Genomic DNA, 23711 nt, shown 5'->3' on the forward strand with positions numbered 1-23711 from the left:
CGCAGGAAACGCGGGGAGGAGAAGTAACGTATTAGTAAGAGGACGAATTTTTGAAACCACAAGAGAGGATAGGGAGATGCCAAATCAAGCCGTTGTAGAGTTAAGGAATGTTTCAAAAAGTATCGGACGCAAGCAAATTATCAAGAATCTCTCCTTTTCCGTCCGGCGAGGAGAGGTGTACGGGTTTTTGGGCCCCAACGGTTCCGGGAAGACGATGACGATCCGGATGATCGTGGGCTTGATCTCTATCACCAAGGGAGAAATCTACATCGAAGGCCACAGCATCAAAACAGAACGGGGCAAGGCCCTGGCTCAAGTCGGTGCGATTGTGGAAAACCCGGAGCTGTACCAATACATGAGCGGCATGAAAAACCTGATCCACTTCGCCCGGATGAGCGAAACGCCCGTCAGCGAGGAGAGGATCGATGAGATCGTCAGGCTGGTCGAATTGGAGGATGCGATCCATCAAAAGGTCAAAACGTATTCCTTGGGGATGAGACAGCGCCTGGGGATCGCACAGGCCCTGCTGCATAGCCCCTCTGTTTTGATCCTGGACGAGCCGACCAACGGCCTCGACCCTAAAGGAATTCGCCAACTGCGTGACTACCTGCGCAAATTAGCAAAAGAAGAGAACATCGCGATTGTCGTATCCAGCCATCTGCTGCCGGAAGTGGAGTTGATGTGTGACCGGGTCGTGATCATTCAAGACGGGGAATTCGTGGCCGAGAGGGTGCTGAATCGCAGTGAGAAAGCGGCGGCAGATCGGCTGCCGGTCGTATTTGAAGTAGACGACCCCGGCAAGGCTGCAAAACTGCTGTCTATGTACGGGATGGCGCGGACGGACGAGAACAGCGTGACGGTCGAGGCGCAGAAGGAAGAGGTTCCGGAAATCATCAGTCTGTTCGTCGGCAATGGCGTGAAAATCTATCAAATCACGACCCTTACCCAATCGCTGGAAGACATGTTCCTGGATTTGACCAAAGGAGGAACCCGTTCATGAGATTTCTCCGACTCGTCCAAAATGAATTGATGAAAATTCACAGTAAACGAAATAGTTGGTTTTACTACCTGTTTTTAGTAATGGGTGTCATCGCCTCTGCGATCTTGATGAAGTACTTAATCTCGGCTGCAGGGGAAGCGATCAACTTCGTAGAGTTCAGCCACTATATGAAAATGGCCCTGGCTCCGTTCATTACCATCTTCGCGGTGGTGATGGGGGCGCAGACGATCACGGAGGAATTTAAAGACGGAACGATCAAACAGTTGTTGATCCGTCCCGCCAGCAGGACGGCCGTGCTGTTGTCCAAGTACGTAAGCATCATCCTGATCGTCCTGATCGCGTATGCTGTCTTGCTGTTCGTCAGCCTGCTTACGGGCGTGGTTCTCTTTGGGACCAGTTCGCCGGGAGATGTCAGCTTCGCGATTCTTTACAAAAAGATTTTGTACGATTTGCCGGGAATGATGTTTATCATGACGCTCTCGTTTTTCCTGGCGGTCACATTTCGCGGCATCGGACTTGCGATCAGCGTTGCGATCATCGCCAATTTCATCGGGGGCTTGCTGGTCACCATGCTGTCCAAATATGCCTGGGCCAAGTACATCATTTTTGCCAATACGGATTTGACTGTGTACGACCCCGACCCGCTGATCAGCAGCGGCATGCAGCCTCCCTTTGCCGGGATGACGCTCGGTTTTTCGCTGTCGGTCATCCTGGCCTACATCGCTGTCCTGCTGATCGTCGCCAACTTGATCTTTGTCAAGCGGGATATTCGTTAACAGCGATTGTTAATAGTTTGTAACTACTTTTTCGGCTGGCCCTTTTACAATAGAAATCGTGAAGAGAAAGATATGGGAGGGCAACGTATATGAAGAAGATCATAAGAATCGCGCCTGCAGTCGTACTGAGCGGGGCCATGCTGGCGGCAGCGGGTTTGGAGAGCATTCCGGTCAATGCGATGGCCACGAATGCTGTTATGCAAAACCTGGAAAATAACAGTCTGTTCACGATGAACGGCATCTCGGCCAAGGACGGCATGTACGTGCTTGACTGGCTCCAGGACGAAGTGACCGGTGACGGAGAGCCGGATACCGTGGTGCTGATCGGGCATAAGGACAAACCGGAGGACATCTTCGTCAAGGATATTAAATTGGTGCTCAACGACGGGAAGACAAAGAAATTCACGACAGTCTCTGTCGGCGAGGCGAACGGCGGCTATGAGCCGAGTCTGACGGCCGTTACCCTTGGCGAGAGCGGGGAACGCGATCTGCTGGTGACCATGCCGACCGGCGGCAGCGGAGGGGTCAATACATACGGCCTGATCAGCTTTAAAGACGGCGTCGGAAAACCGGTCGTCGCTCAGGAGCAGCTAAACGCGGGTCTGAAGTTCGAAGTGAAATTCATCGACCAGTTTAAAGCAAAGATCACGGAGTTGGAGACCAAAACCGAGACGACAGTTGACATTAGTGACGGCAAGGAAGGATACATCGAATCGGGCATCTACGACAAGGACGGCAAGCTGAAGCAAGAAGTAACGGGATTTGCCAACGGCTTCAGCCAGCTAGCCCCTGTCTGGCAGCCGGATGGAACGTTCCTGCTGGAGGGCGTCCAGGCAATTGCCGGCCAGTACAACGCCGACAAGATCGCGACAGCTTCTTCCACCTGGAAGCTGGAAGAAGGCAAGCTCGTCCCGGTAAGTGTCGATATAAACAAGTTCGACCGGGACAACATCCCCTCGGCCAACTACCAGAAGGAGACGGCCTACGACGACAAGTCCATCATCTTGGATACCCGGTCCGCCGATGTGAACGGCGACGGTGTGCGAGATGACGTGCTGCTCGTCGGCGAGCGTGAAAAGGACAGCATCTACGCAACCAACCTGCGGGTAGTAGTAGAAGACGGCAAGACCAAAAAGCGGGTGGAACAATCAGTCGGCGAGGATAACGGCGGTTATGACCCGACGCTGTTCATTGGCCGGTTTGACGACGGCAAGGCGAAGGACGTACTTGTGTCGATGGCCACAGGCGGCAGCGGCGGCACATCCATCTACAGCCTGCTCAGCTTTACGGACAACAAGCCGGCACAGCTGATCGCCCAAGACAAGTTGAACGCGGGACTCCAATACGATGTACAGTTTAAAGACCAGTACAAGGTAGAAGTCGTAAACAAAGTGACGAAAAAACAGGAGACAATCGACCTCAGCAAGAATAAAGGCGAGTACATCGAAATGGGCATTTACGACAATTCGGGCAAACTGCTGAAGGCGACGGAAGGCATGGTAGACGGATTCGGCCTGCTGCAGCCGGTCGACCTTGCCCCGAATAAAGACGGCATCTACGAATTGCGCGGCCTGCAGCGCATCTCCGGAGCCTATCACGCCGACGGCCTGGCGACAGCGGTATCCACCTGGTCGATCAAAGACGGGGAACTGAAGCTGCTGGATGAATCGATCGTTCCGTTAAAACGATAATTTTCCCGAAAAAAAGGACCGGCACTCACAAAGCGTGAGTCCGGTCCTCGTTCATGTTCATCACCAGGCAGCCACGGCTCCATCGGTTCTGAAGTCGGTTCCGCCGCTTAAAACGCCGTTCTCATCCCGCACGATCACCTGGCCGCGGCCAAATCCGCCGGAGCCAAGCGGACGCTTGATGTCGTGTCCCTTCCGAGCGAGATGGAGCGCGATGTGCTCGGGAAAATGCGGCTCCAGTTCCACTGTTTTGCCTTCGATCCACTGCCATCTCGGCGCATCCAAAGCTGCTTGCGGGTTCAGTTCGAAATCGATCAGGTTCATTGCGACCTGGACGTGTCCCTGCGGCTGCATGAAACCGCCCATGACCCCAAACGGTCCGACAGGCTTGCCGTCCTTGGTCAGGAAGCCCGGAATAATCGTGTGATAGGTCTGCTTGCCCGCCTCCAGCCGGTTGTCGTGGGACGGATCGAGCGAGAAGTTGTGACCCCTGTTTTGCATGGCAATTCCCGTACCGGGGATGACGATGCCTGAGCCGAAGCCCATGTAGTTGCTCTGGATGAAGGAGACCATATTGCCTTCGCCATCGGCCGTCGCCAGATAGACGGTGCCGCTTCTGGCCGGCTCGCCCGGTTCAGGCTGCAGCGCTTCATCGCCGATCAAGGCCCGTCTGGAGGCGGCGTACGTGTCGGACAAGAGCCCTTCGACGGTTACGGACATTTTATCCGCCTGGGTGATGTACTTTAATCCGTCGATGAAAGCCAGCTTCATCGCTTCGATTTGCTTGTGGTAGGTCTCGGTCAATTCTTTTGCCGCAAAGTCGTATCCCTTCAGAATATTGAGGGCCATCAAGGCGACCAGGCCTTGGCCGTTGGGCGGGATTTCCCAGACGTCATAGCCCTTGTAATGGACGCTGATCGGCTTGACCCATTTCGGCGAATACGCAGCCAGATCTTCCTTGGAGAGAAAGCCGCCGTGCTGCTTGGCGAAGGCGTCGATTTTTTCAGCCAGTTCGCCGCGATAGAACGACTCTGCCTTGGTCTCGGCAATGCTTCTCAGCGTTTTGGCGTGCTCGGGCGACTTCCAGATCTCTCCGATGCGCGGAGCCCGTCCTTTTGGAGCGAAGGTCGCAAACCAATTTTCGAATTCGGCTCCATCGAACGCTTTGGTAAACTTATTGTAGGCTAGTTCCCAATATTTACCTAATGTTGGAGAAAGCGGATAGCCGTTTTCCGCGTATTCAATCGCGGGGCGAAGTACCTCTGTCAGCGGAAGCTTGCCAAATCGCTCGGACAGTGCCGCCCAAGCTGACGGAGCGCCGGGAACGGTCACCGGGATCCAGCCGTAGGTAGGGATCTTGTCGTGCCCAAGCTGTTTGACCGCTTCGATCGAAATGCTTTTGGGAGCGGGGCCGCTGGCATTCAGCCCGTGCAGCTCTCCCTTCGTCCAGACGAGCGCAAAGGCGTCTCCGCCGATTCCGTTGGAGGTTGGCTCGACGACAGTCAGGCAGGCTGCCGTAGCGATAGCGGCGTCGATCGCGTTGCCGCCGCGCTTGAGAATTTCCAACCCGGCCTGGGCGGCAAGCGGCTGCGAGGTAGCCACCATGCCGTTTCTGGCGTAGGTTGCGGTGCGTTGCGAAGGATATGGATATGTGAGCGGATCGAACTGTATCATAAGCTGCCTCCCTAAAAAAGATTAATGTAAAAGTACGACACCGTACACCATCGCCCCTGCGATCACGACAGCAGGATGGATTTTTCTGTTCTCCAATAAGAAGAAGGCGGCTGCCGCAAGAATCAGCGTGTGCACCCAACCGATCTGCTCAATCGAGCCCTGGATAAACTGGTAGGCCAGGATCCCCAGCATGACGGCGACGATCGAACGAACGGACTGAGTCATGGCCTTGACTTGCGGGGCTTTTTGAAACACGTTCATAAAACCCAGGAGCAGGATCATCGCGACCGCTGTCGGAGCCACCGTAGCGATTAACCCGACAATAGCCCCCGGCACACCCGCCACCTCGTAACCGATGTAACCGGCCAGCTTTGTTGAGATAGGGCTGGGCAGGGCGTTGGCGACAGCCAGGATTTCGCCGAATTCCTGGTTGGTCAGCCAATGGTAGTGATTGACGACTTCATTTTGAACGAGCGGAATACCCGGCGGACCGCCGCCGTATCCCAGTATATTCGCGATAAAAAAGGCCCAAAAAATCTGCAAGTAAATCATAGTTAGCGAGAGCTCCTTTGTTCCTTGGCTTGTGAAAAACGTCTCGACGTTTTTCATAAAACTTAGATGTGACCGCTAGCGGTCAATAAAACGGTCATAACCGTTTTATTGTTTTGCTTGCCAAGTGGAGTAGAGGAAGGCACCCAACAAGATGATCGCCACCAGCAGGCCGGGATGGATGTCAAGCAGAAGCAGCCCGGCGAGGGACAATGCAAGCAATCCAAGATAGCCGCTCTTTCTCTGGGCGCCCTTCCAGCCCTTGATAAAGAATTCGTAAGTGAGCGTGATCATCATCACGGCGATGACGGGTTGGATGGCCTGGATCATCCCGTTAACAGTGCTGGAATTCTTCAGTACGCTGACAAACTGCATCAGGACGATCATGCCAACGACGACGGGCAAGGAGACGGCCAGAATCGCAACCGTTGCGCCCAGCCAGCCTTTCATTTTGTATCCGACGTATGCGGCCATTTTCGTCGCGATCGGTCCCGGCAATGCATTCCCTAAAGCGTAGTAGTCAGCAAACTCTTCTGCGGTAACCCAATTATACTTTTTTACACATTCGGCATGAACGAGCGGAATCATCGTCGGACCGCCGCCGTAACCGAAGATTCCGATGCGGAAGAAAGCGAGAAACAACTGCCAGTAAATCATGTTGAAAATCCTCTCTGCCAGGTAATCAGCGGCCCTTTAGCAAGTGGCAAGAAACCAACTGGCCGTCTCCAATATCCCGCAAGTGCGGGACCGCTGTTTTGCACTCCTCGGTGGCATAGATGCATCGGGGGTGGAACGTACATCCGCTTGGCGGATTTGCGGGACTGGGAAGATCGCCCTTTAGGATTATTCTCTCCCGCTTCGCATTCGGATTTACCTGCGGGACAGCGGAGAGAAGAGCTTGCGTATAGGGATGGCTCGGGTTCTTGAAGAGTGTCTGCTTGTCTGCTATTTCAACGACGCGGCCCAAGTACATCACGGCAACGCGGTCGCAAATATGCTTGACGACCGATAAATCATGCGAGATGAACAGCAGAGTCAGGTTGAAGTCTTTCTTCAAATCTTTTAAAAGATTCAAGATTTGCGATTGAATCGAGACGTCCAGTGCAGAGACCGGTTCGTCGGCAATAATCAGTTTTGGCTTCAGGACAAGTGCTCGGGCGATCCCGATGCGCTGCCGCTGTCCGCCGGAGAAATCGTGGGGGTGGCGATTCAGGTGTTCTTTCTGCAAACCGACTACCTCGATAATATCTTCTATCGTCTTGAGGCGTTCAGCCTTCGTGCCGATTCCGTGGACCTCGAGCGACTCCAACAGGATCTGCTTGATCGTCTGCCGCGGGTTCAGCGAAGCGAAGGGATCCTGAAACACCATCTGGATATCTTTTCTGGTGCGGCGCATCTCTTCTTTGCTGAGCCGGGCCAGGTCCTTTCCGTCAAACCAGACTTCTCCGGCGGTCGGCTCCAACAGGCGCAGGATGGTTCTGCCTGTGGTTGATTTGCCGCAGCCGGATTCCCCGACGATCCCGACGGTTTCGCCGGGGTAGACGGTCAGGTCGATGCCGTCGACTGCACGGACATAGCCATCCGTTTTCTTCAAGGCTCCCGACCGAATCGGGAAGTACTTTTGCAGTCCTTTTACTTCCAATAGCGGTTCCATCTTATTCATCCACCTCCGCGTACAGCCAGCAGCGGCATTTGTGATCGTCGAGTGCAAGCAGCTCCGGAGGCTGTTCGTGGCAGACCGGCATCGCCTTGCTGCACCTCGGGGCGAAGCGGCAGCCTTTGGGCATCTGGTGGGTCAATGGCACCGAACCCGGAATCGTCTCCAGGTATTCCCGTTCGTCTTTCAGATCGGGAATGGAGTTCATCAATCCGATCGTATAAGGATGCTTCGGGTCTTCGAACAGGCTTTGGACATCTGCCTCCTCGACGACCTGGCCCGCGTACATGACGATCACCCGGTCGCACATCTCAGCCACTACGCCGAGATCGTGAGTGATCAACATGATTGAGGTGCCGGTCTTTTCTTTCAATTCCTGCATCAATTCGAGGATTTGCGCCTGAATCGTCACATCAAGCGCTGTCGTCGGCTCATCAGCGATGATCAGTTTGGGATTGCAAGCCATCGCCATAGCAATCATCACCCGCTGCCGCATCCCACCGGACAATTGGTGCGGATATTCGCCGTATATTTCTTCAGCCCGAGGCATGCCGACTGCCTTCAACATGCTGATGGCCCGCTGTTTGGCATCTTCCTTGGAGATCTTCTGGTGATGGAGAATGGCTTCTTCGATCTGTTTTCCCACGGTATGAAGCGGGTTGAGCGAGGTCATCGGCTCCTGGAAAATCATCGCGATCTCGTTGCCGCGAATCTTCTGCATCTGTTTTTCCGTCAGCTCCAGCAGGTTGGTGCCTTGAAATAGCACTTTTCCTTCCGGTGATCCGTTTGGCGGGAGCAGCCGCATGATGGAGAGGCTGGTCATGCTTTTACCGCAACCGGACTCACCGACAACCCCAAGTGTCTCGCCTTGGTGAATGACAAAATCAACACCATCTACCACAGCCACTTTTCCGTGATCCGTTTTGAACCGGGTTTTCAGTTGTTGTACCTCTAAGATGGCGGTCATCCTCTCCGCTCCTTTCTATTTTCTTGTTCTCGGGTCGAGGAATTGCTGCAGCCCGTCCCCAAGCAGGTTAAATCCGAGTACGACGATAAAGATAGCCATGCCGGGATAGTAGGTGGCATAAGGGGCGACAGACATCAGCGTCTGTGCCTGATTCAACATGCTGCCCCAGGAAGCGGTCGGCGGCTGGACGCCCAGCCCGAGGTACGAGAGCGATGCCTCGGCGAGAATCCCGGTCGCCATCGCCAGGGTGGCTTGAATGATAATTGGGCCCAAGGCATTCGGCAAAATGTGCCGGAAGATAATCCGCATGTCTTTTACCCCGACGGATTTGGCTGCGTTGACGTACTCCATATTGCGCAGCGAGAGCACCTGTCCTCTGGTAATGCGGACAAATGAAGGCGCGAAGCCGATCCCGATCGCGAGCATCGCGTTTCCGAACCCGCTGCCGAGCACGGCGGAGATCGCCAGGGCGAGGATCAGGAAAGGGAACGCCTGCATGGCATCGATGATGCGCATCACGACCCACTCGTCCCAGAATCCGCGGTAATACCCCGTAAACAGGCCGATTGGCACGCCGATGATCATCGCGATTCCGACGGAAATCAGTGCTGCCTTGATAGATATCTGCGAACCGAAGACGACGCGGGAGAAAATATCGCGGCCCAAATCGTCCGTGCCAAAGATGTGCTCGGCATTGGGCGGCATTAAAATTTGGTCGTAATTCTGCGCATTCGGATCGTACGGTGCGATTTGATTGGCAAACAAAGCAACCAATATCAAAGCGAGAATAATCAGTGCTCCGATCAGTCCGAGACCCGTCCGCAAGAATTTTTTAAAGGACTTCATCAGGAATCAGCCCCCTTGCCTGCTTTAATGCGCGGGTCGATCAACACGTAGAGCAAATCGACGAGCAAATTGACGAACACGACGAGAATGGCGGAAACCAGGATGGCTCCTTGAACGGTCACGTAATCGCGCTTGAATACCGATTCGACGATCAGGCGGCCGAAGCCGGGGATCGAGAAAATCGACTCGGTGATGACGAGACCTCCGAGCAGCCCGGCAATCATCAGACCGGACGTCGTGACGACAGGAATTAAAGCGTTGCGCAAAACGTGGCCAAGCATCGTTCTGACTTCGTTCAAGCCCTTTGCCTTGGCTGTTCGGACGAAATCCATATTTACTACTTCCAACAGGGAAGAACGCAGCATCCTCATCAGAACGGCCGATTCGCGCAAGCCGGTCGCGATGCAAGGAAGGATCATTGCCAGCAGATTTTGTTTGGGGTCTTGGAAAAATGGGACATAACCTGATGAAGGCAGCCAGTGGTTTTCAACCGTAAAGTAAATAATCGCCATCATTGCCAGCCAAAAGCTCGGGATGCTCATACCGCCCAAGGCGACGAAGGAACTGGTGTAGTCAATCCAGGTATTACGCCGCATGGCGGCCAGGATCCCGGTAGGCAGCGCGATAACTAAGGCAAAAATAAACGTTCCGATTGTCAGCTCGACGGTTGCCGGCAGCCGTTGTGCGATCAAATCGACGACGGGTACTCTGTCAGTGATCGACATGCCCAAATCGCCGTGAAGCACTTTTCCTACCCAACTGACGTACTGCTCGACAATCGGTTTATCCAGGCCAAGCTCCTGTCGCAGGGCTTGATACGCCTCCGGTGTCGCTTCTTGTCCTAGGATGACCCGGGCGGGATCGCCCGGGATCATGTGAATTAAGGAGAATGTCATGATCGACACCAGGAAGAGAATCGGAATCGTCAGTAACAGACGCTTTAGTACAAACATCATGGCTGATCTCCCCTAGGTCTTTTTATGCTTGCTGCACGATTGCTTTATTGCTTGTCCAACTTCGCAGTGCGGATGATGCCGTCAGGAACATAGGTAAAGCCGGAAATCTTCTTCGACAAGCCAATCTTGTCGTAGTTGTGGTAGATGTAGCTGTATCCGGCGTTCTCGTGCAGGATTTCCATCGCTTGGTCGTAGAGTTCCTTGCGCTTTGCAGGATCCAGTTCGGCACGGGCTTTATTCAGGGCGTCGTCCAGTTCCGGAACGGAGATGCGCCCGTAGTTGTTCGGCATGCCTGTTACGACAAAGTCATAGATGTTTTGATCCGGGTCGATCCGTCCCGACCAGCCCAGCTGCAGGGCCTGGAAGTTTCCGTTATTTCCGTTTTCAATCAGGGTGCCGTATTCCACTTTTTCCAGTTCCGCGTTTATGTTGTACTGCTTCAGCATGTTTTGAATCACCGCGCCAAACTGCTCGTTGACCGGGTTGGTGGAAATTTGCAGTTTAAACGAGAAGCCGTCAGGTTTTCCGCCTTTTGTCAACAGGTCTTTGATGACGGCCGCATCCGGCTGTTCGTATTTGTCCGAATCGCCGTAAGCAAGGTTGCCGGGCGAGAATGGCGAGTTAGCCGGAGAAGCGTATCCGTTGAACAGGACTTTGACCACTGTCGCACGGTCGATGGCCCGGTCTACGGCTTGCCGCAGGTATTGATTGTCGAACGGCGCTTTGGTCGCATTCATGAAAAAGCCTTGGTAGCCCATGTTGGCCTGCGAAATTACTTGCAGGTTCGGATCACTTTCGACCGTTGGAATTTCCTTTACCGGGATTTCATCGATGATGTCCAGCATGCCGGAGCGCAGGTTTTGCACAGCGGCTGTGCCGTTGGTGAACACTTTGTAGTTCAGTTCGTCGATTTTTACTTCTCCATCCCAGTAATTCTCGTTCTTTTTCAGGGTAACGTGGTCCCCTTTCACTTGCTCTACGAACACATACGGTCCCGTCCCGACAGGGTGGTTGATGTATTCATCGCCGTATTTTGCTACGGCTGCAGGGGAGACTATCATTCCGGAACGGTCAGTAAGGGCCGAGATGAATGGGGCAAACGGCTCCTTCAATTCGATCACAACAGTCTTGGCATCCGGTGCAGTGACCGAGTTGATCAGCTTCAGTTCACCTTTGCGCTTCGATTTGTCACCGAGCCCGCGCTCCAGGTTGAATTTGACCGCCTCAGCATTGAAGTCGGTGCCGTCGTGGAACTTGATGCCTTCTTTCAGCGTCAGCGTATAGGTTTTGCCGTCTTCCGAGACCTTGTAGGAGTCGGCCAGCACCGGCACGATTTTGCCGTCCGGGTCGACGTCAAACAGCTTGTTGTAAATGCTGTTTTGAACTTGCCGGTCGTACAGGGATGTAGACATGACCGGGTCCATGCTCGGCGGGTCTGCTTTTAACCCGATGTTGACGACTTTTTTCTGCGAGCTTGTGCCGCCCTCTTTTCCCGGCTCAGACGCCGATTGGCCGCCGCCGCATCCGGCAAGCGCCACCATGCTCCCCAGGAGCACTACAGCTAAAGATTTACGTACTTTTGTAGACAACATATGTGTTTGTTCCCTCCTGTTGTTTATCATTTTAATCTTTTGACAATTTTTGAAATGACAATTGGCCCCCTGCCGTCACCTCCTTTACAAACTCCGGTAGTCGCGAATAAACTTCAGCTTCGACTTTAATACCTTCAGCTCCATGATTACATTGGTTTTGGAGATCCCTTCGATCTTGTTCAATTTTTTCATCATGAACTCGGCGAATTCGTCATAATCGCGGGTGAAGACCTGAATCATCAGGTGATACTCTCCGGATATCAGCACGACTAAGCGAACCTCATGGAGAACCTGCAGTTCTGCCACAACCTCGTCCAGCCTGTTCTCATCGACGGCGATCAGGATGATCGTCTCCACGCGGATGCCAGCCTTGATCGGATTGACGACGCCTACCAGGCTTAACACTCCGTCATCCTGCATCTGTTGAACCCGCATGCGAACGGTTTTTTCTGTTACCCCCAATTCCTTGGCGATTTGGGTAAAGGGAATGCGGGCGTTTTCTTGTAGAAAGCACACGATTTGGTAATCGAGGTCATCCAACCCTGAATAGAGAGAACGTTGGTAATTTTCCTCCATGAATCCACCTCATTTCGTCTGATTTTTGTTATTTCATTCCTAATTACATCTGTTTTTCGATTCAAAAGGACGAATTCAAGTAATGTTAAATATAATAAAATATGAAATCAAAACATTCAACACTATTTCCTATTTTTCTTGCTATAAAATTTTTCTAAAATCGGCGAAACACGCTCAGCCATTGTCAGCAAAGGGTGAGAGGTATAAGATAGGACATAGGTTTTATTCCAGATTTTTTGTGATGCAGGAGGTTCACATGTGGTCATCTATTTTTCGCCGTAAGTGGACAACGGTTGATTTTGTTTTGATTGTCGTTACCGCGGCTCTGTACGCCGTCGCGCTTCTTATGCTGGCACAAATCAAGCTGATTCCCTCTGTCCCGATTCGTCCGGCAAATGCACTGCAGCCTGTATTCGGCATCTTGTTTGGGATCCCCGGCTGCATCGGACTCGCCTTTGGAAATATGGTAAGTGACCTGTTCCAGGGCAGCGCCGCGCCCCACATCTTGATTGCCGGACTGATCTCCAATTTCTTGGGCGGTTTTATTCCGTTGATCGCCGTCAGTCACCCGGCGCTGAAAACGACTCGCAGCTACATTCAGTACTACATCTTTGTCGTTGTGATCTCTTCCGCCGTGGTGGCCTGCACGATTTTGCTCAACGTCGCCCTTGGCTTTACGCCGATGGAGATCGCCGCCATGTTCGTACCGACCGTATTCTTGAATCAGGCAATCGCCACGGCGGTGCTCGGCCCGATCTTGTTGAAGCTGCTGTTCCCGTTCGTCAAGCGGGCAGGGCTCTACCGCGGGCGTGCTTACGACAGCGTCTCCCTGCTTCCGACGAGAGGCCAGCTGCAGTGACGAGGAAGGCTTTGCTCACGCTGCAGGAGCTAAACTGGCGTTACGAAGACGCGCATGGCAAGGCGCTGGACAATATTCATTTGGAGCTGCATGAGGGAGAGGTCGTCGGTGTCGTCGGCCCCTCTGGTGCAGGCAAAACCACACTTCTGCTGGCGCTGGCCGGTATGATCCCTGCAAATTATGCAGGGGATTTTTCTGGCAGCCGCCAGGCATCAGGTGAAGTAGGGGTCGTATTTCAAGATCCGGAGACGCAGTTTATCGGATTGACAGTCGAGGAGGAAATCGCCTTCGCCTTGGAAAATGCGGGGTATGGCGATGACGAGATCAATCGGCGCATAGCGGAGGTTTTGCAGCTCGTGGGGTTGGAGGGTTTTTCCAAACGATCTCCTTTTGAACTCTCCGGCGGGGAAAAGCAGCGCGTGGCGATTGCTTCGGCTCTGGCAGTCTCACCGCAAATTCTTCTATTAGATGAGCCGACGTCCGAGCTGGATCCGAAGGGAGCAAGAGAAGTGTTTTCTCTGCTGTGGCAGTTAAAGCGGGAGAGGAACATGACGATTGTGGTCTCCTCGCACGCGACGGAGGAGCTTGCCCAGTTTTGTGACCGGATGCTGCTGATCTCCTCCGGCACACTAGAGTACGACCAGCCCACGGCGGAGTTTTTTTCACGCCCTGATGAGCTTGCCGCCTGTGGTATATACGTACCGGATATGATTCAACTCTACTTTTGGCTGCAAGGGGAAGGGATGATCGAACAGGGAGCCGGGGAGGTACCGCTCTCTGTCGAGGACATGCTGCGGCTCTATCAGGAGATGCCGCGGAAGATGGAGGTAGGGCAATGACGGACCACATCGTGTTTGATCAGGTCCATTACGGTTATTCACCCGAGCAGCCGGTATTGAAAAATATCAATCTGACCATTCAGCAAGGAGAATTTATCGCCTTGATCGGGGGAAATGGATCGGGCAAGACGACATTGGCCAAGCATTGCAACGGACTGTACAAGCCTGTGTCGGGAACTGTGCGGGTCGGCGGGCGGGACACCAAGACGTGTTCGGTCGCCGAATTGGTCAGCCAAGTAGCCTACTGCTACCAGAATCCGGACCATCAGATCTTCCAATCGACGGTCGGGGAAGAAGTAGCTTTTGGCCCTCGCAACATGGGTTTGCCGGCGGATGAGGTGGAGGCGAGGGTGAGTGAAGCGCTGCAGGCAGTCGGGCTGGATCAGCTTCGCGAGGAAGAACCTTACTTTGCAAGCAAGGGGACCCGCCAGAAAATTGCCGTGGCATCGATATTGGCCATGAAGCCGCAAGCGATCATTCTGGACGAACCCACGACCGGCCTCGATCACCGCGGAGTCGAAGAGATGATGTCGCTGATCCGGAAGCTGCACCGGGACGGCCATACGATCCTGGTGATCACCCACGACATGAGGCTGGTGGCGGAATACGCCGGCCGGGTTCTAGTGCTCAGCCAGGGGGAAATCATCTGTGACGACTCTGTGCAGGCTGTTTTTGCCAAACCGGACCTGCTCGCGAAGGCGCAAGTGGAGCCGCCGGCCGTCTGCAGGTTTGGCATGTCGGCTGGGCTGGCCCGTCCGCTGCCGCTTACGTTGTCCGCCCTAAAGGACAGATTGGCGAAGGAGCAGAAAGGAACGTACCGATGAATCACTCTGTACAGACGGGGCCATTCACACCCGGGCAACATACCGGCGTTCATCCCAGCTTTGCCCTGCTGGCCTTCGTCATGCTGGGGATGCTGCCGTTTATTTTCCAAGACCCTCGCGTGCTGGTTTTTGTCTGGATCCTCAACTTGAGTCTTGTGAGCAAGCTGGGCTGGTCAAAAGGAATCCGCAGGGCGTATCTGCTTGTTGGAGGAATAGGCGGCCTGTTCACGACGATCACCTGGCTGCCTTTTGTCAGCCTCGGACACGCCTACTGGGAGAGTAAAATTCCGCTCATCGGGTATCCGGTGCAGATTACCGATATCGGCGTTCTATGGGCGCTCGGGATGGGCTTGCGCATCGCCAACGTCACGCTGTTGTCGATGTTTTATCTGTTTCACTCTTCGCCGAGACAGATCGCGATGGGCTTAAAAGGGATCGGCGTTCCCTTTTCCGTCGGCTTTTTGCTCTCGCTGATCTTTCGCTTTATCCCGCTGGTCAAGAACGACTTGATGACGATACGGGAGGCGCAGTTGGTGAGAGGATTGGAATTCGGCAAAGGCTCACTCCCGCAAAAGATCCGCAAGTACGGCTTTTTGCTGGTCCCGCTGATCTTTACGTCTCTAAAACGAGTACAGTTAATTGCCAATGCACTGGACGCGAAAGGCTTCAAAATGAGAAATCGGCAGCACCGGTTTTACAGCATGCCCAATTGGAAAACACATGAAATCATTTTGCTGCTGATCGGGCTGGGGGTAATCGCCGTTCTGTTTTATCTGGCACGGATTCATCCTAGTCACTACGGAATAGTTATTTTATCAAGGATTTAAGTTGTATTTTTCACCCCCTCTTCTTTATTGAAGAGGGATTTTTTTCGTCATATAAAGTTTTTTCTTAGATGGTAATGTTTTCAAATATATTGTCTATAAAGTGAATTTCGGTTAAAATAGGTATTAATCGACAGTATTCGACAGTATCATTACGTATTCCGTAACCGGTTTCATCTTCATGTTGTGAGGTGCATTTTATGAAAAAATACGGCCTGGCATTACAGATTTTGATAGGCTTAATTCTCGGTATCGTCGTGGGTGCGATTTTTTTCGGCAACCCTGAGGTAAAAACGTACCTGCAGCCTATCGGGGATATTTTTCTTCGCTTAATCAAGATGATTGTCGTCCCCATCGTTATTTCCACGCTGATCGTCGGCGTCGCTGGCGTCGGTGATGTAAAAAAGCTTGGAAAGATCGGCGGCAAGACGATCCTGTACTTTGAGATTGTCACGACGGTGGCAATCATCATCGGGCTCTTGGTCGCAAACCTGTTCCACCCGGGAACGGGCGTCGACATGAGCCAGCTGACGAAGACCGATATTCACCAGTACGTCGAGGCGGCTGAAGGAGCGGGCGGCCACAGCTTTATCGACACCTTCGTCAATATCGTCCCGAAAAACATCTTTGACGCGATCGTCAGAGGGGACATGCTGGCGATTATCTTCTTTTCCGTCTTGTTCGGGCTTGGTGTAGCCGCGATCGGAGAGCGGGGAAAACCTGTCATTTCGTTCTTCCAGGGCGTCGCCAGCGCGATGTTCTGGGTAACCAACCAAATCATGAAGTTTGCGCCTTTCGGGGTGTTTGCCTTGATCGGCGTGACGGTTTCTACCTTCGGGTTGAAATCGCTGCTCCCTCTCGGCAAGCTGGTTATTTTGGTATACGCCACGATGATTTTCTTCGTCCTGGTCGTCCTGGGTGCGATCGCGAAGAAGTCCGGAGTGAGCATCTTTTCGCTCATCCGCATCTTGAAAGACGAACTGCTGCTGGCGTACTCTACCTCCAGTTCGGAGACGGTACTGCCGAGAATCATGGAGAAGATGGAGCAGTTCGGTTGTCCGCGGGCGATTACTTCTTTTGTCATCCCGACAGGCTATTCGTTCAACCTTGACGGGTCCACCTTGTATCAGGCGCTGGCCGCGCTGTTCATCGCCCAAATGTACGGCATCCACTTGCCGATCGGTACGCAAATTACATTAATGCTGGTACTGATGATCACTTCCAAGGGAATTGCCGGTGTCCCTGGCGTTTCCTTCGTCGTCCTGCTTGCCACTTTAGGCTCGGTCAACGTTCCGCTGGAAGGCCTGGCGTTTATTGCCGGGATTGACCGCATCCTCGACATGGCCCGCACGGTGGTCAATGTCATCGGCAACTCGCTGGCTGCTGTCGTCATCTCGAAGTGGGAAGGCCAATACGATGCGGAAAAAGGCAAAGAGTATGTCACTTCCGTCAAGATGAATAAACAGTTGGAAACCGTTGAAAACTGCTGATCCGCTCAGCAGTTTTTTCTTTTCCATTACATATCACAAACCTTGCATATTTCGTTTGAATAGATGGACTATTCGGAATATACTTGTATCAGCATTGGAACCACCACAAGACAAGTATTTTGAAAGGATGATGGAATGGATGGTACAAGCGAAAAAGGGCGGGGTATGGGACTCCTACAAATACCCGATCAAACTGCTCATCTGCGTAGCGCTGGGGGCCGTAATCGGCTTGATTGCGGGACCCAAGGCGGAGGTGCTCAAACCGTTAGGAGATCTGTTCATCAACGCCATGTTCACGATCGTCGTACCGCTGGTGTTCGTCAATATCAGCAGTGCAGTGGCCGGGGTAGCCGATCTGAAGCGGCTCGGGAAGATATTGGGCGTCATGCTGGCCGTGTTCGTCATAACCGGAATCATTTCATCGATTTTGATGCTGGTTGGCGTCAGCTTGTTTCCCCCGGCCCAAGGCGTGAACCTGGAGCTTGTTCCGCCGGAAGACTTCAGTCCGCTCAAAACAGCCGATCAGATCGTCAAGGCATTTACAGTCCCTGATTTTGGCGACATCCTTTCGAGAAAAAACATGCTGGCACTCATTGTGTTTTCGATTTTATTCGGGCTGGCGGTCAGCCTGACGGGGGAAAAGGGACGGAAGATATCGGATGGCCTGACGGTCTTGTCCGATGTCATGCTAAAACTGGTGCAGATCCTGATGTACTATGCGCCGATTGGTTTAGGAGCTTATTTTGCGACGTTGGTCGGAGTCTTCGGTCCTGAGCTTTTGGGTTCATATGCCAGGGCGATGGCTGTGTACTATCCGATCTCCATTCTCTATTTTTTTGTCGCATTTACGCTGTATTCGCTGTTTGCCGGCGGAAAAACGGGCATGAAGGTCTTTTGGAAGGAAGCCGTTTCTCCGGCTGTCACCTCCCTGGCGACCTCAAGCAGCGTCGCGACGATCCCGGTCAATTTGAAAGCAGCGGAGCAGATCGGAGTGCCGAAAGATATTCGCGAGATCGTCATTCCGATTGGTGCGACGGCCCATATGGATGGTTCGTGTCTGAGCGCCATTTTAAAAATATCGTTTATCTTTGGCATCTTTAACATGCCTTTTCACGGGATCGACACGTACTTAACAGCCATATTGATCGCCGTCTTGAGCGGAGTGGTCATGTCGGGCGTCCCTGGCGGCGGATTTATCGGTGAGGCGCTGATTGTTACGATGTACGGCTTCCCGCCTGAGGCGCTGCCGATAATCGCCATGATCGGGACACTGGTGGATCCTCCTGCGACCATGGTGAACGCAACGGGTGATACAGTCGCCAGCATGATGGTGACGCGGATTTTGGAAGGGAAGGAATGGATGAAGCGCAAGCTGAAGGGCGGCAAACCTCAGAAGACATACACGGTTTGAGACTTGAATTGTCAGAATATATTTACTAGTTAACGTATAGCGGTATATAATAGGCTTTAGGGTATTCAAAAATTGGTAAAGAAGGGGGATTGTATGAAAAAACTAACGTCTATGCTCGTTGCTGGTTTAACGGTATTTTCCCTTGTTGCACCTGCTGTTGCACAAGTGCCCGGGGTTACCGACAAGATGGAAGCGGCTACACAGGGGATCGTTGCGGTATCGCACCCTGCCGCGGCAGAAGTCGGCAGACAGATCCTGGAGAAGGGCGGCAACGCCGTCGATGCGGCAGCCGGCATCCAGCTTGCTCTAAATGTCGTCGAGCCGATGATGTCCGGTATCGGGGGCGGCGGATTTATGATGATTTATCTCAAGGATCAAAATAAAATCACCGTGATCGACAGTCGCGAAGTAGCGCCTAAGAGTGCCTTCCCGGAGCAGTTTTTAGACGAGAGCGGCAAGCCGGTTCCCTTCTACGAGCGGCATACAAACGGCAAGGCGGTCGGCGTCCCCGGGACTTTGATGGGCGTGGATACGGCCCTGAAAAAATACGGGACGAAGAAGCTGTCCGAGGTGATTGATCCGGCCATCGATCTGGCGGAAAAGGGCGTAAAGGTCAACTGGATTACCGCCCAGTATATCCGGGATTCAAAGAATAAGCTGACCCAGTACGAGACGGCCGGAGGGGTTTTTGTGCCGGGCGGAGCTCCTTTGAAGGAAGGAGATCTGCTGGTTCAGCCGAACTTGGCCAAAACGTTTAAACTGATCAAAGACAAAGGCATTGACGCCTTCTACAACGGTGAGATCGGCCAGGCGTTGGTAGATGAGGTGAACAAACGCGGCGGATCGATGACCATGGAAGACCTGAAGAATTACACGGTGAAGGAGCGGGAGCCGGTCAGGGGAATGTTCCGCGGCTACGAGGTCGTATCGATGTCTCCTCCCAGTTCGGGCGGATTGACGGTTCTGCAAATCTTGAAGCTGATGGAAGGTTTTGACAACGAGGGTGACGGCGTCAATTCCGCCGAGTACCTGCACCATTTGATCGAGGCGATGCATTTGGCCTACGCTGACCGGGCCCAATACATGGCTGATGAGGACTTTTATCCCGTACCCAAGGAAGGGCTGATCAACGACCAGTACATCAAGGAAAGACGGGCGTTGATCCATTCGGATGCAGCCAACCGGAACGTCACGGCCGGAGATCCGTGGAAGTACGAGACCAAAGCAAAACCGGCTGCAGTAAAGCCTGGTGTTCAGGAAGCTCCGCTTGGCCAAACCACCCACTTTGCCGTCATGGACAAATGGGGCAATCTCGTCTCATATACGACGACGATTGAAGACGTGTTCGGATCGGGCATCATGGTTCCAGGCTACGGGTTTATGCTGAATAACGAATTGACCGACTTTGACGCGGAACCGGGCGGAGTCAACCAGGTGGAGCCCGGGAAGCGTCCGCGGAGCAGCATGTCTCCGACGATGGTCCTTAAAGACGGCAAGCCCTTTATGGCAGTAGGCTCGCCGGGGGGCTCGACGATCATCGCTTCTGTCGCCGAGACGATTCTCAATGTCATTGATCACAAGCTGCCGATTCAGGAAGCGATCACGACCCCGAGAATCTTTACCAGTAGCTATCCGAATGTTCATTGGGAAGCCGGGATCGATCAGGATGTGATCCTGAAGCTGATGTCCAAAGGACACGTATTTAACCAACAGCCCGGCGATATTGGCAACGTGCAGTCGGTCCTGTACGATTTTGAGACGGGCAAGATGTACGGCGGTGCCGATACTACCCGGGAGGGAACCGTGCTTGGTGTCGACGGCGTCCGCTTTACCGTACCGAAGCCGCAGCCGGTAAAGGAAGTGCAGCAGGGACCGTTTACTTTGAAGGTAAATGGAAATGCTTATCCGTACACGGTTGACCAAATGGTAGTAAAGGACGGTACGGCGTATATCCAGGCAGATAAACTGCTGCTTGGGCTCAAAGGAGACACATCTGGTTTCGAGCAAGAGGAAATAACCATAAACGGAGGAGTCTTCCTTCCGGTCAAAAAAACAGCCGAAGCGCTCGGGTACAAAGTGACCTGGAATACAGCCGAATCGGCAGTAGAATTGACGAAGTAAATCGTTTGGCAAGGGCCCCGAAACCGCTCGGGGCCCTCAATTTTCCTTGCAACATTCTTCGTGCAGCTATTCGTCCTTCTCATCCTTTGGCAACGTCGACAATACTGCGTTCATCCCGGGCGATCACCAGCCCCCGTCCGGCGTTTCCACAAGCGCTTCATATACCTTCCCAAGCAGGCGGCAGAGCTTTCGCTTCGCAAATGCTCACCTGTTGTCAGAGCTAGGAATGGCTCTTTGCAAGACTGCGAATGCAAGGGGTGGGAAGCCTGATTTTATCCCCTTTTGCGAATTGGCACAGTATTTGCATAGAAAGGAGGGAAACAAAAAGCAGGAGGATTACTGAAGATGAAATGGAACGTAGACACGACAATTATACACGCCGGCAAAGGCCCTGACAGGGAGACCGGCATCATCGCATCGCCGCTGATTCCCGCTGTGGCCTATGCGTTTCCCGACGTTGACACGGCAGCGGCAGTTGTCGCAGGCGAGCGGGCGGGAACGTATTACGGACGGTACGGAAATCCGACGACACAGGCGCTGGAGGAAAAGATTGCCCAGTTGGAAAACGGCGAAGCGGCATTGGGCGTGAGCAGCGGAATGGCGGCCATTTCCGGATCACTGCTGGCTTTCCTGAAGCATGGAGATCACGTTCTCTGCACCCAGGATGTCTACGGCGGCAGTCATAAATTTCTTACCTCGCTGGCGCCGCGGTTTGGGATCGAGGTCGATTTTGTCGACTGCACCGACTTGCAGGCCGTCGAGAATGCGATTCAAAAGAACACAAAGGTACTGTACATCGAGACACCGTCCAACCCCTGCCTGACGGTTTTGGATATCCGCCGGCTGTCCGAACTGGCCCATAGCTACAGGCTGAAAGTAATCATCGACAATACATTTATGACTCCTGTCTTGCAAAGACCGCTGGACTTGGGGGCGGACGTCGTGATTCACAGTGCGACCAAGTACCTCAATGGACACGGAGATGTCATCGCCGGGTTTATCGTCGGGCGAAAAGAGGATATCCACTTCATGCGGAAAAACATCATGGGAGATTTGGGGCAGCCGCTGAACGCCTGGGACTCGTTTTTGATCCAGCGCGGATTGAAGACACTGGGGCTGCGGGTCCGCCAGCACTGCCGCAGCGCCGAGGAGGCAGCCCGCTTTCTCAGCAGCCATCCCGCAATTGAAAGGGTGTACTATCCGGGGCTGCCGGAGCATCCGCAGCACGCACTGGCCAAGGCACAGATGAACGGTATGGGCGGGATCGTATCCTTTGAGGTAAAAGGCGGATATGAAGCAGCCAAAAAATTCATTAATTCTTTGCAGCTGGCTATGATATCTTTTAGTTTAGGAGATCCGGAAACGCTGGTTCAGCATCCGGCATCCATGACGCATTTTTCGATTCCGCCGCGGGAGCGGGAACGCTTTAAAATCACGGATGGTCTGATCCGCTTTTCGACCGGCTTGGAGGACACCCGTGATATCATCAACGATTTGGACCAGGCCTTGGCACAGGTGGTCAGAACCGGTGCAAATCTCACCACGGTGTAACCCCGGTACAACTTTCCCGCGGCCTGATTACTGATAAAACGGGAGGACAATATGGCCGTCTTTGCACACATGCAGGAATTTGTCCAAGCGTACGCCGAAAACATCGCTGATGTACTCGGACTGGACGTGACGATGCTCGATGAAAACGGCGTCCGCATTAGCGGGACTGGCTACTACCGGGAGTTGGTCGGTGAGCCGGCGCCTGACGGATCCTTTTTCCGGATGATTTTAAAAACGGGGCAGCCCGGTATGATCTACGACATGAAGAAAAACGAAGCAGAGTGCATGAGCTGCAAGTTTCTTCACCAGTGCAAAGAACTGGCGACGATCGGATTTCCGGTATTCAAGCGGAATAAACCGGTCGGCGTAATTGGGATCATCGGCTTTTCCGCGGAACAAAAGGATAAGATGATCCGAAACTCAGATAAGCTGATCAGATTCCTTCACCATATGAGCACGCTGCTGGAAAATAAAATCATCAGCCTGGAAAGCGCTTGTCAGATCCAGGAGGAGACGGTTCCCCAGCGAGCCGTTTCATTTGACAGCATCGTGGGCAAGGACAGCGGGCTTCGCGACGTCATCGTCAAAGCGAAAAAAGTGGTCAACAGCATCTCTACCGTATTGATCAGGGGAGAGAGCGGGACCGGCAAAGAGCTGTTGGCCAGAGCGATTCATTACGAAAGCAGCAGGAGAGGATACCCGTTCATCGCGATTAACTGTGCGGCGATTCCGGAAAATCTGTTGGAAAGCGAACTGTTCGGGTATGAGGGAGGAGCCTTTACCGGTGCCAAGCGGGAAGGCAATGTCGGGAAATTCGAACTGGCCCATCGGGGGACGATTTTCCTGGACGAGATCGGCGATTTGCCGCTGCCGCTGCAGCCAAAGCTGCTCAGGGTGCTGCAGGAGCGGTCTGTCGATCGGATCGGCGGAAAACAATCCATGCCAATTGACGTCAGGGTGATCGCTGCCACCAACAAAAATTTGGAGGAAATGGTAGGAAACGGTTCCTTTCGGGAAGATTTGTACTACCGGATCAACGTCATTCCCTTGTATACAAAGCCGCTCAGGGAGTGCCGCGGCGACATCCACCTCTACCTGCACTTCTTTTTAGATAAGTACTGCCAGCTGTTGGGCCGTCCGCCGCTGCGAATCGAACCCCGGCTGGAACAGTGGCTCGTCGAGTACGATTGGCCCGGCAACATCAGACAGTTGGAGAACGCTGTTGAATACATGGTCAACATGGCAGAGTCTGATGTGATTGGACAAGAGGACCTGCCCGACTATTTGCTTCCTCCGGAAACCAGGCGGCCGTCCTGTGGCAATACCGGGTTGGAGCAGATGGTGTCCTTGTATGAAAAAAGCGTGCTGGAGCGCTATTTATTGTCGGAGAAGTATCAGAATGACAAGGCGTTGATCGCCGATGATTTGCAGATCAGTTTGTCCACGCTGTACCGCAAGCTGGAGAAGTATAAAATCGGCTAGCAGAAGTCCCTTCCCAAGGAAGGGGCTTA

21 protein-coding genes are annotated in these 23711 nt (G+C 53.3%); 12 read left to right on the plus strand and 9 right to left on the minus strand.

Going from position 1 to position 23711, the window contains the following annotated elements; all coding sequences use genetic code 11:
- Positions 1 to 76 precede the first annotated feature (76 nt).
- The 3 genes from ACI7RC_RS03250 to ACI7RC_RS03260 all read left to right on the plus strand — a co-directional run bounded on the left by ACI7RC_RS03250 (position 77) and on the right by ACI7RC_RS03260 (position 3467).
- Positions 77 to 1000, plus strand: a complete 924-nt coding sequence (locus ACI7RC_RS03250; protein ID WP_408106797.1) for an ABC transporter ATP-binding protein — start codon at positions 77 to 79, stop codon at positions 998 to 1000.
- The gene (locus ACI7RC_RS03255; RefSeq protein WP_408106798.1) at positions 997 to 1776 is read left to right on the plus strand and encodes an ABC transporter permease; all 780 of its coding nucleotides are present in this window, start codon (positions 997 to 999) and stop codon (positions 1774 to 1776) included. The genes ACI7RC_RS03250 and ACI7RC_RS03255 overlap by 4 nt, the downstream gene beginning before the upstream one ends.
- An 89-nt stretch (positions 1777 to 1865) precedes the next feature.
- Positions 1866 to 3467: a hypothetical protein gene (locus ACI7RC_RS03260; protein ID WP_408106799.1), complete on the plus strand. Its 1602-nt coding sequence runs from the start codon at positions 1866 to 1868 to the stop codon at positions 3465 to 3467.
- A 60-nt stretch (positions 3468 to 3527) separates the two neighbouring features.
- Here ACI7RC_RS03260 and ACI7RC_RS03265 read toward each other — a convergent pair whose 3' ends face one another.
- From ACI7RC_RS03265 to ACI7RC_RS03305, 9 genes are all read right to left on the minus strand, one after another.
- Positions 3528 to 5138: a gamma-glutamyltransferase family protein gene (locus tag ACI7RC_RS03265; RefSeq protein ID WP_408106800.1), complete on the minus strand. Its 1611-nt coding sequence runs from the start codon at positions 5136 to 5138 to the stop codon at positions 3528 to 3530.
- A 21-nt stretch (positions 5139 to 5159) separates the two neighbouring features.
- Positions 5160 to 5690 (minus strand): chromate transporter, encoded by a 531-nt coding sequence (locus ACI7RC_RS03270; RefSeq protein WP_408106801.1) that lies wholly within the window; start codon positions 5688 to 5690, stop codon positions 5160 to 5162.
- 105 nt (positions 5691 to 5795) lie between these two features.
- Positions 5796 to 6344 carry a chromate transporter gene (locus tag ACI7RC_RS03275; RefSeq protein ID WP_408106802.1) on the minus strand — a complete coding sequence of 183 codons (549 nt, stop codon included), beginning with the start codon at positions 6342 to 6344 and terminating at the stop codon, positions 5796 to 5798.
- Between the two features lie 25 nt (positions 6345 to 6369).
- Positions 6370 to 7341: an ABC transporter ATP-binding protein gene (locus ACI7RC_RS03280; RefSeq protein WP_408106803.1), complete on the minus strand. Its 972-nt coding sequence runs from the start codon at positions 7339 to 7341 to the stop codon at positions 6370 to 6372.
- Position 7342: 1 nt separating this feature from the next.
- The gene (locus ACI7RC_RS03285) at positions 7343 to 8311 is read right to left on the minus strand and encodes an ABC transporter ATP-binding protein (protein ID WP_408106804.1); all 969 of its coding nucleotides are present in this window, start codon (positions 8309 to 8311) and stop codon (positions 7343 to 7345) included.
- 15 nt (positions 8312 to 8326) lie between these two features.
- Positions 8327 to 9157 carry an ABC transporter permease gene (locus ACI7RC_RS03290; RefSeq protein ID WP_408106805.1) on the minus strand — a complete coding sequence of 277 codons (831 nt, stop codon included), beginning with the start codon at positions 9155 to 9157 and terminating at the stop codon, positions 8327 to 8329.
- On the minus strand, positions 9157 to 10113 hold the full coding sequence (locus ACI7RC_RS03295) for an ABC transporter permease (RefSeq protein WP_408106806.1): 957 nt from the start codon (positions 10111 to 10113) through the stop codon (positions 9157 to 9159). Before ACI7RC_RS03295 ends, ACI7RC_RS03290 begins: the two co-directional genes overlap by 1 nt.
- Positions 10114 to 10157: 44 nt before the next feature.
- Positions 10158 to 11705, minus strand: a complete 1548-nt coding sequence (locus ACI7RC_RS03300) for an ABC transporter substrate-binding protein (RefSeq protein WP_408106807.1) — start codon at positions 11703 to 11705, stop codon at positions 10158 to 10160.
- 84 nt (positions 11706 to 11789) lie between these two features.
- A complete protein-coding gene (locus tag ACI7RC_RS03305) occupies positions 11790 to 12281 on the minus strand; it encodes an Lrp/AsnC family transcriptional regulator (RefSeq protein WP_408106808.1) in 492 nt (163 codons plus the stop codon).
- Positions 12282 to 12537: 256 nt separating this feature from the next.
- On the opposite strand from ACI7RC_RS03305, the gene ACI7RC_RS03310 reads away from it, so the two are divergent.
- From ACI7RC_RS03310 to ACI7RC_RS03350, 9 genes are all read left to right on the plus strand, one after another.
- Entirely contained in the window at positions 12538 to 13140 is a 603-nt protein-coding gene (locus ACI7RC_RS03310; RefSeq protein ID WP_408106809.1) for a QueT transporter family protein, read from the plus strand.
- Complete coding sequence (locus ACI7RC_RS03315; RefSeq protein WP_408106810.1) at positions 13137 to 13979, plus strand: energy-coupling factor ABC transporter ATP-binding protein; 843 nt, start codon at positions 13137 to 13139, stop codon at positions 13977 to 13979. The genes ACI7RC_RS03310 and ACI7RC_RS03315 overlap by 4 nt, the downstream gene beginning before the upstream one ends.
- Complete coding sequence (locus tag ACI7RC_RS03320; RefSeq protein ID WP_408106811.1) at positions 13976 to 14803, plus strand: energy-coupling factor ABC transporter ATP-binding protein; 828 nt, start codon at positions 13976 to 13978, stop codon at positions 14801 to 14803. The genes ACI7RC_RS03315 and ACI7RC_RS03320 overlap by 4 nt, the downstream gene beginning before the upstream one ends.
- On the plus strand, positions 14800 to 15630 hold the full coding sequence (locus ACI7RC_RS03325; protein WP_408106812.1) for an energy-coupling factor transporter transmembrane component T: 831 nt from the start codon (positions 14800 to 14802) through the stop codon (positions 15628 to 15630). Before ACI7RC_RS03320 ends, ACI7RC_RS03325 begins: the two co-directional genes overlap by 4 nt.
- A gap of 197 nt (positions 15631 to 15827) precedes the next feature.
- The gene (locus ACI7RC_RS03330) at positions 15828 to 17117 is read left to right on the plus strand and encodes a cation:dicarboxylate symporter family transporter (protein WP_408106813.1); all 1290 of its coding nucleotides are present in this window, start codon (positions 15828 to 15830) and stop codon (positions 17115 to 17117) included.
- Positions 17118 to 17256: 139 nt separating this feature from the next.
- On the plus strand, positions 17257 to 18528 hold the full coding sequence (locus ACI7RC_RS03335; protein WP_408106814.1) for a dicarboxylate/amino acid:cation symporter: 1272 nt from the start codon (positions 17257 to 17259) through the stop codon (positions 18526 to 18528).
- A gap of 93 nt (positions 18529 to 18621) precedes the next feature.
- Positions 18622 to 20649: a gamma-glutamyltransferase gene (ggt, locus tag ACI7RC_RS03340; protein WP_408106815.1), complete on the plus strand. Its 2028-nt coding sequence runs from the start codon at positions 18622 to 18624 to the stop codon at positions 20647 to 20649.
- A 345-nt stretch (positions 20650 to 20994) separates the two neighbouring features.
- Positions 20995 to 22200: a trans-sulfuration enzyme family protein gene (locus ACI7RC_RS03345; protein ID WP_408106816.1), complete on the plus strand. Its 1206-nt coding sequence runs from the start codon at positions 20995 to 20997 to the stop codon at positions 22198 to 22200.
- Between the two features lie 51 nt (positions 22201 to 22251).
- Entirely contained in the window at positions 22252 to 23682 is a 1431-nt protein-coding gene (locus ACI7RC_RS03350; protein ID WP_408106817.1) for a sigma-54 interaction domain-containing protein, read from the plus strand.
- Positions 23683 to 23711 lie beyond the last annotated feature (29 nt).

The sequence above is a fragment of the Brevibacillus sp. B_LB10_24 genome (assembly GCF_046036945.1).
In the GTDB taxonomy this organism is placed as follows: Bacteria; Bacillota; Bacilli; order Brevibacillales; family Brevibacillaceae; genus Brevibacillus_C.

Bases quoted from the DNA above. Each gene is read 5' to 3' on its own strand.
- ACI7RC_RS03300 (WP_408106807.1), bottom strand. From the start codon at position 11,705: ATGTTGTCTACAAAAGTACGTAAATCTTTAGCTGTAGTGCTCCTGGGG.
- ACI7RC_RS03295 (WP_408106806.1), bottom strand. From the start codon at position 10,113: ATGATGTTTGTACTAAAGCGTCTGTTACTGACGATTCCGATTCTCTTC.
- ACI7RC_RS03250 (WP_408106797.1), top strand. From the start codon at position 77: ATGCCAAATCAAGCCGTTGTAGAGTTAAGGAATGTTTCAAAAAGTATC.
- ACI7RC_RS03305 (WP_408106808.1), bottom strand. From the start codon at position 12,281: ATGGAGGAAAATTACCAACGTTCTCTCTATTCAGGGTTGGATGACCTC.
- ACI7RC_RS03290 (WP_408106805.1), bottom strand. From the start codon at position 9,157: ATGAAGTCCTTTAAAAAATTCTTGCGGACGGGTCTCGGACTGATCGGA.
- ACI7RC_RS03275 (WP_408106802.1), bottom strand. From the start codon at position 6,344: ATGATTTACTGGCAGTTGTTTCTCGCTTTCTTCCGCATCGGAATCTTC.
- ACI7RC_RS03270 (WP_408106801.1), bottom strand. From the start codon at position 5,690: ATGATTTACTTGCAGATTTTTTGGGCCTTTTTTATCGCGAATATACTG.
- ACI7RC_RS03255 (WP_408106798.1), top strand. From the start codon at position 997: ATGAGATTTCTCCGACTCGTCCAAAATGAATTGATGAAAATTCACAGT.
- ggt (WP_408106815.1), top strand. From the start codon at position 18,622: ATGAAAAAACTAACGTCTATGCTCGTTGCTGGTTTAACGGTATTTTCC.
- ACI7RC_RS03260 (WP_408106799.1), top strand. From the start codon at position 1,866: ATGAAGAAGATCATAAGAATCGCGCCTGCAGTCGTACTGAGCGGGGCC.
- ACI7RC_RS03280 (WP_408106803.1), bottom strand. From the start codon at position 7,341: ATGGAACCGCTATTGGAAGTAAAAGGACTGCAAAAGTACTTCCCGATT.
- ACI7RC_RS03345 (WP_408106816.1), top strand. From the start codon at position 20,995: ATGAAATGGAACGTAGACACGACAATTATACACGCCGGCAAAGGCCCT.
- ACI7RC_RS03285 (WP_408106804.1), bottom strand. From the start codon at position 8,311: ATGACCGCCATCTTAGAGGTACAACAACTGAAAACCCGGTTCAAAACG.
- ACI7RC_RS03320 (WP_408106811.1), top strand. From the start codon at position 13,976: ATGACGGACCACATCGTGTTTGATCAGGTCCATTACGGTTATTCACCC.
- ACI7RC_RS03325 (WP_408106812.1), top strand. From the start codon at position 14,800: ATGAATCACTCTGTACAGACGGGGCCATTCACACCCGGGCAACATACC.
- ACI7RC_RS03265 (WP_408106800.1), bottom strand. From the start codon at position 5,138: ATGATACAGTTCGATCCGCTCACATATCCATATCCTTCGCAACGCACC.
- ACI7RC_RS03350 (WP_408106817.1), top strand. From the start codon at position 22,252: ATGGCCGTCTTTGCACACATGCAGGAATTTGTCCAAGCGTACGCCGAA.
- ACI7RC_RS03330 (WP_408106813.1), top strand. From the start codon at position 15,828: ATGAAAAAATACGGCCTGGCATTACAGATTTTGATAGGCTTAATTCTC.
- ACI7RC_RS03310 (WP_408106809.1), top strand. From the start codon at position 12,538: ATGTGGTCATCTATTTTTCGCCGTAAGTGGACAACGGTTGATTTTGTT.
- ACI7RC_RS03335 (WP_408106814.1), top strand. From the start codon at position 17,257: ATGGTACAAGCGAAAAAGGGCGGGGTATGGGACTCCTACAAATACCCG.